The organism is Pantoea sp. SGAir0183 (assembly GCF_043545505.1).
Genome location: NZ_CP028064.1, coordinates 1 through 9,575, shown reverse-complemented (window position 1 = coordinate 9,575; position 9,575 = coordinate 1). Strand labels below are relative to the sequence as shown.

Below are 9,575 nucleotides of genomic sequence, written 5' to 3'. Positions count from 1 at the left end.
CTGCTGAGACAGACCATAATTTGGTTTGGTTTCATTGTGATGGCAATCACATCATCACTATTTAGGAATAGTCCCGCGCTCAATTCGCACGCCAACCTGCGCGGCCTGCGCTACAGCGCCCGGTTTTGCTACCTTTATACGCACACCGGGCGAATTGAAACGGTTCATCAACAGATCCGCAATTTCTTCGGCAACGCGTTCGACCAGTGCAAAACGTCCGCCCGTCAGATGTGTCAGAATCGCCTCAGAGACGTCGGCGTAGCTCAGACAATCCTTAACATCGTCACTGGCGGCCCGCCTGGCGGTTATCCCAGGCCATTTCGATATCGATCACCAGCTTCTGCTGAATCCCCTGCTCCCAGTCGTAAACGCCAATTGTAGTGAAGACGGTGAGTTGTTCTATAAAGACGATATCCATGACGGTGCTCTCTGTTTTTGGCCAGGCCGGATACCACTTCCGGCAGATTGTGCGTATTATCCATAGTTGACGTGATCAAAACGACCCCAAAGGAAACGGGACGGTGTTATGAGTGCTTTCGCGCTTGGTATGATTATTTTCGCGTATCTGTGTGGGTCCATCTCCAGTGCGATTCTGGTATGCAAACTCGCCGGGCTACCCGATCCCCGCACCCACGGTTCAGGCAACCCGGGTGCCACCAATGTGCTGCGCCTTGGCGGCAAAGCGGCGGCAGCAACGGTGCTGGTATTCGATATTCTGAAAGGTATGGTGCCTGTCTGGCTGGCGTACCTGCTTCACGTGCCCCCGCTCTATCTGGGCTTAACCGCCATTGCCGCCTGTCTGGGCCATATTTATCCGGTGTTTTTCCGCTTCAGGGGTGGGAAAGGCGTGGCGACCGCGTTTGGTGCTATCGCGCCTATCGGCTGGATTTGACCGGACTAATGACCGGCACCTGGCTGTTGACCGTGCTGCTCAGCGGCTACTCATCGCTTGGGGCGATTGTCAGCGCCTGATTGCGCCGTTCTATGTCTGGTGGTTTAAACCGCAGTTTACGTTCCGGTTTCCATGCTCTCCTGCCTGATTTTGCTGCGGCATCATGACAAATCCAACGTCTGTGGCGTCGTCAGGAAAGTAAAATCTGGAAGCGCAAAAAGAAACAGTAAGCGTAAAAAAGCCGGTTGACCGGCTTTTTTCTGTCAGATGGCAGGCAGTTCGGCCAGCGGCCAGCGCGGCTGACGCTTACGCCCAGCTCTCCCGCGTACCGCCTTTTAGACGCACCATGCCCGCGTAGGCAATCATGGCACCGTTATCGGTGCAAAATTCAGGACGGGCATAAAACACCTCACCACGCGCTTCTGCATCATGACCGCCATTTGCTCGCGCAGCGTACGGTTGGCACTCACGCCGCCCGCAATCACCAGCCGCTTAAAGCCGGTTTCATCCAGGCGCGTTTGCATTTGATGGCCAGCGTATCCACCACCGCATCTTCAAACGCACGGGCGATGTCGGCACGGTTTGCGCGTCATCGTCATGGCCACGAATGGTATTCGCCGCAAAGGTCTTCAGGCCGAGAAACTGAAATCCAGCCCCGGACGATCGGTCATCGGACGCGGGAACGTGAAGCGTCCAGCGTGCCCTGCTGCGCCATTTTCGACAGCATGGGACCGCCGGGATAATCCAGCCCCAGCAATTTGGCGGTTTTATCGAAGGCTTCGCCTGCGGCATCGTCAATTGACTCGCCCAGCAGTACATATTCACCAATGCGGTAACGCTGATCAGCTGCGTGTGGCCGCCAGAAACCAGCAAGGCCACAAACGGGAAGGCGGGTGGATTGTCTTCCAGCATCGGCGCCAGCAGATGGCCTTCCATATGATGCACGGGCACCGCAGGCACCTTCCACGCAAGGCCAGCGCGCGCCCAATCGTCGCGCCCACCAGCAGCGCGCCGACCAGGCCCGGCCCGCCGTATAGGCCACCGCATCAATCTGCTGCGGCGCTAAACCCGCCTGTTTCAGCGCCGCCTGAATCAGGGGCACCGTTTTACGTACGTGATCGCGCGAAGCCAGTTCCGGTACCACGCCGCCGTAATCGGCATGCAGTTTTACCTGGCTGTAGAGCTGGTTCGCGACTAAGCAGCCTCGTCATCATAGATTGCGATGCCGGTTTCATCGCACGATGTTTCAATACCCAGAATTCGCATTGCTTCACCTCATTCTTGCGGCGCGCAGTTTAGCATAGCCACTGTGCAAAAAGAGGACTCAATCCACGCAAAAAGTCATTTTCTGCTGCCTAAAGAGTGCGCTATACTCCCGCCCCCGGAAAAAACCGGCAGCCGCACAGGCACACGCTCCTGTTGGTTCTTAATTATCCATGGTGCTTTACAAGCCGACGCGAGTTGGAGTAAATGCTGCACCATTTTGAAATGTGCTGGCGCCGCAGTCAGCAGAAAAACCGAATTTTATTGAGGTGAGAGTTACATGCCGGTAATTAAAGTACGTGAAAACGAGCCGTTCGACGTAGCACTGCGTCGCTTTAAGCGTTCTTGCGAGAAAGCAGGCGTTCTGGCTGAAGTTCGTCGTCGTGAGTTTTATGAAAAACCAACGACCGAGCGTAAGCGCGCTAAAGCATCTGCAGTTAAGCGTCATGCCAAAAAACTGGCTCGCGAAAACGCACGCCGCACTCGTCTGTACTAATATCCCGGAGGTTCGCCTCCACAGCGTGATAAACGCAGACTGAGTCAAGTAAAAGGCCGTGCTTTCCGAAAGGAAGCGCGGCTTGTTGTCGTTTATGAGCTGAAAAAACGGGCTTATGGCAGGACGAATTCCACGCGTATTTATCAATGACTTACTTGCCCGCACGGACATCGTGGAGTTGATCGATGCTCGCGTAAAGCTGAAAAAGCAGGGAAAGAATTATCATGCGTGCTGTCCTTTTCATAATGAGAAAACCCCCTCTTTTACCGTAAATGGCGAAAAACAGTTTTATCACTGTTTTGGTTGTGGTGCGCACGGTAATGCCATCGACTTTCTGATGAACTACGATCGTCTGGAGTTTGTTGAAAGTATCGAAGAGTTAGCCACTTCTCACGGGTTAGATGTCCCTTACGAAGCGGGTAACGGGCCCAGCCCGATGGAACGCCATCAGCGCCAGAGCCTGTACCAACTGATGGACAACCTTAACGGTTTTTATCAGCAGAGTTTGCAGCAATCCAGTGCCCAGTCAGCGCGCGATTATCTTCAACATCGCGGCCTGAGCGCCGATATCATTAATCATTTCGCGATAGGTTATGCCCCGCCGGTTGGGACAATGTTCTCAAACGCTTTGGTAAGCAGCCGGAAGATCGCGAGTCATTAATGGAAGCGGGCATGCTGGTCAATAATGATAAAGGCCGGGTTTACGATCGCTTTCGCGAGCGCGTGATGTTTCCCATCCGCGATAAGCGAGGCCGCGTTATCGGCTTTGGCGGCCGCGTGCTGGGTAATGATACGCCGAAGTATCTTAACTCGCCCGAAACGCCTGTTTTTCATAAAGGTCGTCAGCTGTATGGCCTGTATGAAGCCTTAAAAAATCATCCTGAACCGAAACGCCTGTTAGTGGTGGAAGGCTATATGGATGTCGTTGCCCTGGCGCAATACGGCGTGGACTACGCGGTTGCCTCACTGGGTACATCGACACGGCTGAACATATTCAGTTGCTGTTTCGCAGTACGGATAACGTGATTTGCTGTTACGACGGCGATCGCGCCGGACGTGAAGCCGCCTGGCGAGCGCTTGAAACCGCATTGCCTTACATGAATGACGGTCGTCAACTACGCTTTATGTTTTTACCTGACGGCGAAGACCCGGACACGTTGGTTCGCAAAGAAGGTAAAGCCGCATTCGAAGCGAGGATGGAGCAGGCTATGCCGCTCTCTTCGTTTTTGTTCGACAGCCTGTTGCCGCAGGTCGATTTAAGCTCTCGTGACGGCAAAGCGCGTTTAAGTACACTGGCATTGCCACTGATCACGCAGATTCCTGGTGAAACGTTACGCATTTATCTGCGTCAGGAACTGGGAAACAAACTCGGTATTCTGGATGATGCGCAGCTTGAAAAGCTGATGCCTAAACAGGCACAGGGCGCAAGCGCACCGGTTGCTCCGCCGCTGAAACGCACCACAATGCGCGTTCTGGTGGCGTTGCTGATTCAGAATCCACAACTGGCAAGTCTGGTCCCTGCACTGGATGGGCTGGCCGAGTCAAAAATAGCCGGTTTACCGCTATTTATTGAATTAGTGAAGCGCTGTAACGAGAATCCTGGATTGACCACCGGTCAGCTACTAGAGTTATATCGCGGAACAAATTTTAGCCAAACGCTTGAAACACTGGCCGTGTGGAACCACATGATAGTGGATGAAGAGAGCGAAGCGGTGTTCCAGGATTCCCTGGCCAGTATTTATGACGCGGCTCTGGAAGAACGACTGGAGTTCCTGATTGCGCGAGAACGCACCCACGGACTCAGCACCGACGAACGTCGCGAGCTCTGGACACTGAGCCAGGCCTTCGCGAAAAAGTAACAGGTTACCCTACCTGCTGCTGTCCGTAACCGGAGCGGCAGGTTTAGTTATTCAGGGCGAAGCAGGTTTTGTCGCGGTAAGCGAACCGTTACCTCCGCTATGTGAGGATGACGAGTACCGCCAGTGGCAAACATGTTGTGAAAGCCAGCTTCCGCCTCGGGCTATTGGCGTTGAAGCAGGTTTGTCGCTGAAAGCGCGCAGTCACCGGAGCGTACTGATGTACGTGAGGATGACGAGCACTGTCAGAGGCAAAATGGCGAGTAAGCCAGCTTCCGCCCTCGGCCGTCGGCGTCGAAGCAGGTTTTGTCGCTGAAAGCGCGCAGTCACCGGAGCGTACTGATGTACGTGAGGATGACGAGCACTGTCAGAGGCAAAAATGGCGAGTAAGCCAGGCCCGACATAAAATTTGCGGCTTAAGTGCCGATTACTAATGGGCAAAGCCCAGGCCGCGACGAAGGCAGCGGCGAGAACGAAATGCCTTCAATGTTATTGTTGGCTCGCTGCCGACCGACACCAATCTAATTAACAGAAGTGTGGATACCGTCTTATGGAGCAAAACCCGCAGTCACAGCTCAAGCTTCTTGTCACCCGTGGTAAGGAGCAAGGCTATCTGACCTATGCTGAGGTCAATGACCATCTGCCGGAAGATATCGTCGACTCCGATCAGATCGAAGACATCATCCAGATGATTAACGACATGGGCATCCAGGTGGTTGAGGAAGCCCCGGACGCCGACGATCTGATGCTGAATGAAAACAGCTCCGATACTGACGAAGATGCCGCGGAAGCTGCCGCTCAGGTATTATCCAGCGTTGAATCTGAAATTGGCCGCACCACCGACCCGGTTCGCATGTACATGCGTGAAATGGGTACCGTTGAACTGCTGACCCGCGAAGGCGAAATCGACATCGCGAAGCGTATTGAAGACGGTATCAACCAGGTTCAGTGTTCCGTTGCTGAATATCCGGAAGCCATTACCTACCTGCTGGATCAGTACGATCGTGTTGAAGCCGGTGAGTCGCGTCTGTCAGACCTTATCACTGGCTTTGTCGATCCTAACGCAGAAGAAGACCTGGCACCGACCGCCACCCACGTCGGTTCTGAGTTGTCAGAAGAAGATCGTAATGACGACGACGATGACGACGAAGAGAGCGACGACGACAGCTCTGACGACGATAACTCTATCGACCGGAACTGGCGCGCGAGAAGTTCTCTGACCTGCGTACGCAATACGAAACGACGCGCGATGTGATCAAGAGCAAAGGACGCAGCCATGCGGCCTCTGTCGCTGAGATCCAGAACCTGTCGGACGTCTTCAAACAGTTCCGCCTGGTACCGAAGCAGTTCGACTACCTGGTGAACAACATGCGCGAAATGATGGAACGTGTCCGTACCCAGGAGCGTTTGATCATGAAGCTGTGTATTGAAGTGTGCAAAATGCCGAAGAAAAACTTCATTACGCTGTTCACCGGTAACGAGACCAACGAGAGCTGGTTCAAAGCCGCACTGGCGATGAACAAGCCATGGTCTGAAAAACTGCTGGACGTGCAGGATGACGTGATGCGTTCGCTGCAGAAGCTGGCACAGATTGAAGAAGAAACCGGCCTGACCATCGAGCAGGTGAAAGACATTAACCGTCGTATGTCGATCGGTGAAGCGAAAGCCCGCCGCGCGAAGAAAGAGATGGTTGAAGCTAACCTGCGTCTGGTGATTTCAATCGCCAAGAAATACACCAACCGTGGTCTGCAGTTCCTGGATCTGATTCAGGAAGGTAACATCGGTCTGATGAAAGCGGTTGATAAGTTTGAATACCGTCGCGGCTACAAATTCTCGACCTACGCCACATGGTGGATTCGTCAGGCGATTACCCGTTCTATCGCTGACCAGGCGCGTACCATCCGTATTCCGGTGCATATGATTGAGACCATCAACAAACTCAACCGTATTTCGCGCCAGATGCTGCAGGAGATGGGCCGTGAGCCGACGCCAGAAGAACTGGCTGAGCGCATGCTGATGCCAGAAGATAAGATCCGCAAGGTGCTGAAGATTGCCAAAGAGCCTATCTCTATGGAGACGCCGATTGGTGATGATGAAGATTCACATCTGGGTGATTTTATCGAAGACACCACGCTGGAGCTGCCGCTGGACTCTGCGACCTCTGAGAGCCTGCGTTCTGCGACCCACGACGTGCTGGCTGGCCTGACCGCGCGTGAAGCCAAAGTGCTGCGCATGCGTTTCGGTATCGATATGAACACCGACCACACGTTAGAAGAAGTGGGCAAACAGTTTGACGTTACCCGTGAGCGTATTCGTCAGATTGAAGCGAAAGCCCTGCGTAAACTGCGCCACCCGAGCCGCTCGGAAGTGCTGCGTAGCTTCCTCGACGACTAAGTCCGTTAAAACCCCGGTTCGCCGGGGTTTTTTATGTCTGCTGCCCTGCCTTTTCCCGCAAACCGCCACCATTAACGCCGCTGCTGTAACGCCTCGTACATCTGGCGATATAGCGCCACCATCTCTTCCAGTGAGGCCCGGTTTAATCCGCTGGGATTCGGCAACACCCACACCTGGGTTTTCCCCATGTAGATCGGCTGCTCGCCCCACTCCACTTTGCTCTGACGAAACGCGCGTTTAAAGGCATCTTTGCCCAGGATAGCCAGCGCGGCAGGCTGATAGCATAGAACCTTGTCCATCAGCCGCTGACCGCCATCACGTAGCTCATCACTGGCCAGTTCATTTGCCTGAATGGTCGGACGCTCGACCAGCATCGTAATACCACAGCCGGTCTCCAGTAAGCGCTGCTCTTCTTCCGGCTTCAGTTGCTGCACCGTAAACCCTGCCAGGTGAATCACCTTCCAGAAGCGATTGCCCGGATGGGCAAAATGATAGCCGGTGTGCGCGGTCGACTGACCGGGATTAATGCCGCAGAAGAGGACGTTCAGGTCCGGTGCAATGATATCGGTGATGTTGTGTTCGCTCATGGGGCCTCCTGGCTTTGCGCTGCGTCCTGGCCGCTCACGCAAAGAATCCGTATTCGTCATAATCTTGCCAGTGGTTAACGCTTATTTGCGGAGCAATGTCGTGATCGCGGCTGTCTTTCCTACTGTTAAGCCCAATAAGACAATCGCGCTTCACCGCGCATGCGACGACGCTGCGTATCAGCGTAGCGTTTTTGGCGGTTTTATCATAGTTATCAGCAAGTAAAACATTGCTGCTTATTTCAGCAACCAGCCGAACAACGCTGGATTGCCCGAATAGATACTTTATAATCCCCGCTCCATTGGCCCCTTAGCTCAGTGGTTAGAGCAGGCGACTCATAATCGCTTGGTCGCTGGTTCAAGCCCAGCAGGGGCCACCAGATTTCACCTGTTGAATCAGGATATTAAGCCACTTTTAGCCGAGTGGCTTTTTTGTTTCTATAGGCCAGCGTCACAAAAGCATCACATGACTTTATTCGTTCTTTTTGAACGCAGATACAAAAAGCATACTTTCGCGAGCTTTCAGTGAAGTAACGATTACCTTCTGTCGTTATGCGTAAAAATCGGCACCTTATTAGTCTGGCCCGGCGAGACGATCATCCCCGCTATGCTTTCGTACGTTTTGAAGGTGCACCTGCTACGCGATCCTGGCGAGCGCGATCGCCATTTCCAGCGAGTTAAGGCCCGGCACGCCGAGCTGATTCTGCGCTTAACCGGACTTTCATTACAGTGTATTGGCCGTTTTCGTAAGTGGTACCGATGATGTTTGAGATGGTTTCCGCTTCGGTCGCACCCACGGCAACGCGCACCAAGACATTAACCGATTTGGCCTGGTCGAAAATCGCCTGCTAGCGTGCATTTTGCCCCGGCTTTGGCGATACCACCCTACACGTTAGCAAACAATACCGGCGTATTCAGCGGTAGTGTCGGCGTCCCAGGCGGTACAGACCAGCCCAATAATCGCGGTAGAGATGATGGAAATGGTGCGAGTGCCATCCATGATTTCGACGATGCAGATACCATGACAGTAATCAGACATCTGATGCCCCCGTAAAATGGATGTGCTCAGAGTGTCAGGTCAGGCGATGCCGTTTATACAATTAGGGTTTGTTGAAGAATGATCGGGCATTTACTCGGGAATGATCGCTTTGCCTTCCTGTGGCACTATGAACAGCCATCATCAAAAAGAGGGAACGAGAATGATCTCAGGAAGAGCAGAAAGACAGGAACCTGGACGGTATTACACTTTTGAGTCAAGATTGCCCCCGGAGAATTTTTTGAGCTTCGGCCACAACATCTACCACGCAATGCTCAGCCGGTGCTTGATGAAACAAGCGGTATGTGTATCGGCTACACCGTGGCTCAGGCTCCCGGCCTCTGGCAAATTTATGATGCACAGGGCCATTTTGTCCGGCTTGAAGAGGCTCCGCTTGAAACGCCGTTGTTCGATCCCACTGATATTGCACTGATTGCTTTTGGTGTTTTCCGCATTCTCCGCACTGGCCGTGCTTTATTTGAAGCGGGTACGCGAACAGCGATTACAGCAAAGCTTGGCCAGGGGACTATTTCATTTTTGCGCGCCCGGTTCAAACTCGGCTTATCTGTACGCAACCTGAAAATGACCGAAACGGCTGCTAAGCACATGTATGAAACGGGTCGGTATGTTCCTTTACATATTCAGGAAAAAGCTATTCGTTTTGGTAAGCGAACGACCGATCCCCGGAAAGTTGAAGGCCTGTACAGATACGAAATTGAGATGTACAAGCTTTATCGTAAGAAGGCCACTACTGAGTATAAAAAATACACACTCGAAGTTGTGGTAAGAGAGTCCGACTGGACAATCATCCACTTTATGTATTTTTAAAAACCGACAGGAACGCATCAATGTTTGATATTAAATACGAGAAATTTACGTTTACGGTTTCTCCTTTTGAAAGAGTGGTCGATAACGACATTGACCCTGAACATCATCGCTGGACTGGATAAAATCTTTTGTTGAATTTTCTGTTCCTGGCCTGAAAGCACAGTTTCAAACTGAATTTACGGTAGGTGAGCTACTGGAACTACGTGAGCAATTTGCAGCGCACCAT

Annotated in this window: 4 protein-coding genes, 1 tRNA gene and 6 pseudogenes; 7 read left to right on the top strand and 4 right to left on the bottom strand. The window is 52.8% G+C overall.

The annotated features are described in order from the left end of the window. Positions 1-57: 57 nt before the first annotated feature. Positions 58-418, bottom strand: a pseudogene (gene folB, locus C1N59_RS22705) (bifunctional dihydroneopterin aldolase/7,8-dihydroneopterin epimerase). Positions 419-526: 108 nt separating this feature from the next. On the opposite strand from folB, the pseudogene plsY reads away from it, so the two are divergent. Further along, positions 527-1,122: pseudogene (plsY, locus tag C1N59_RS22700) on the top strand (glycerol-3-phosphate 1-O-acyltransferase PlsY). Between the two features lie 33 nt (positions 1,123-1,155). Here plsY and tsaD read toward each other — a convergent pair. Continuing rightward, a pseudogene (gene tsaD, locus C1N59_RS22695) lies at positions 1,156-2,158 on the bottom strand (tRNA (adenosine(37)-N6)-threonylcarbamoyltransferase complex transferase subunit TsaD). Positions 2,159-2,435: 277 nt separating this feature from the next. On the opposite strand from tsaD, the gene rpsU reads away from it, so the two are divergent. The 4 genes and pseudogenes from rpsU to rpoD all read left to right on the top strand — a co-directional run bounded on the left by rpsU (position 2,436) and on the right by rpoD (position 6,901). Beyond that, on the top strand, positions 2,436-2,651 hold the full coding sequence (rpsU, locus tag C1N59_RS22690; RefSeq protein WP_001144069.1) for a 30S ribosomal protein S21: 216 nt from the start codon (positions 2,436-2,438) through the stop codon (positions 2,649-2,651). Between the two features lie 115 nt (positions 2,652-2,766). After that, a pseudogene (locus C1N59_RS22685) lies at positions 2,767-3,978 on the top strand (CHC2 zinc finger domain-containing protein). Positions 3,979-4,054: 76 nt separating this feature from the next. After that, a complete protein-coding gene (locus C1N59_RS22680; RefSeq protein WP_394551402.1) occupies positions 4,055-4,510 on the top strand; it encodes a hypothetical protein in 456 nt (151 codons plus the stop codon). 547 nt (positions 4,511-5,057) lie between these two features. Beyond that, positions 5,058-6,901, top strand: a pseudogene (gene rpoD / locus C1N59_RS22675) (RNA polymerase sigma factor RpoD). 71 nt (positions 6,902-6,972) lie between these two features. On the opposite strand, the gene mug reads toward rpoD, so the two are convergent. Further along, entirely contained in the window at positions 6,973-7,488 is a 516-nt protein-coding gene (mug, locus tag C1N59_RS22670; protein ID WP_054633119.1) for a G/U mismatch-specific DNA glycosylase, read from the bottom strand. 301 nt (positions 7,489-7,789) lie between these two features. On the opposite strand from mug, the gene C1N59_RS22665 reads away from it, so the two are divergent. Next, a tRNA-Ile gene (locus tag C1N59_RS22665) sits at positions 7,790-7,865 on the top strand. 263 nt (positions 7,866-8,128) lie between these two features. Here the strand turns inward: C1N59_RS22665 and C1N59_RS22660 are convergent. Further along, a pseudogene (locus tag C1N59_RS22660) lies at positions 8,129-8,524 on the bottom strand (phage tail protein); the annotation flags it as partial. A gap of 279 nt (positions 8,525-8,803) precedes the next feature. On the opposite strand from C1N59_RS22660, the gene C1N59_RS22655 reads away from it, so the two are divergent. Further along, the gene (locus C1N59_RS22655; RefSeq protein WP_394551400.1) at positions 8,804-9,349 is read left to right on the top strand and encodes a hypothetical protein; all 546 of its coding nucleotides are present in this window, start codon (positions 8,804-8,806) and stop codon (positions 9,347-9,349) included. The last annotated feature ends 226 nt before the right edge of the window (positions 9,350-9,575 follow it).

What these genes read in the sequence shown, in the direction of transcription:
- rpsU (WP_001144069.1), top strand. Translation starts at nt 2,436, where the DNA reads ATGCCGGTAATTAAAGTACGTGAAAACGAGCCGTTCGACGTAGCACTG.
- mug (WP_054633119.1), bottom strand. Translation starts at nt 7,488, where the DNA reads ATGAGCGAACACAACATCACCGATATCATTGCACCGGACCTGAACGTC.
- C1N59_RS22680 (WP_394551402.1), top strand. Translation starts at nt 4,055, where the DNA reads ATGCCTAAACAGGCACAGGGCGCAAGCGCACCGGTTGCTCCGCCGCTG.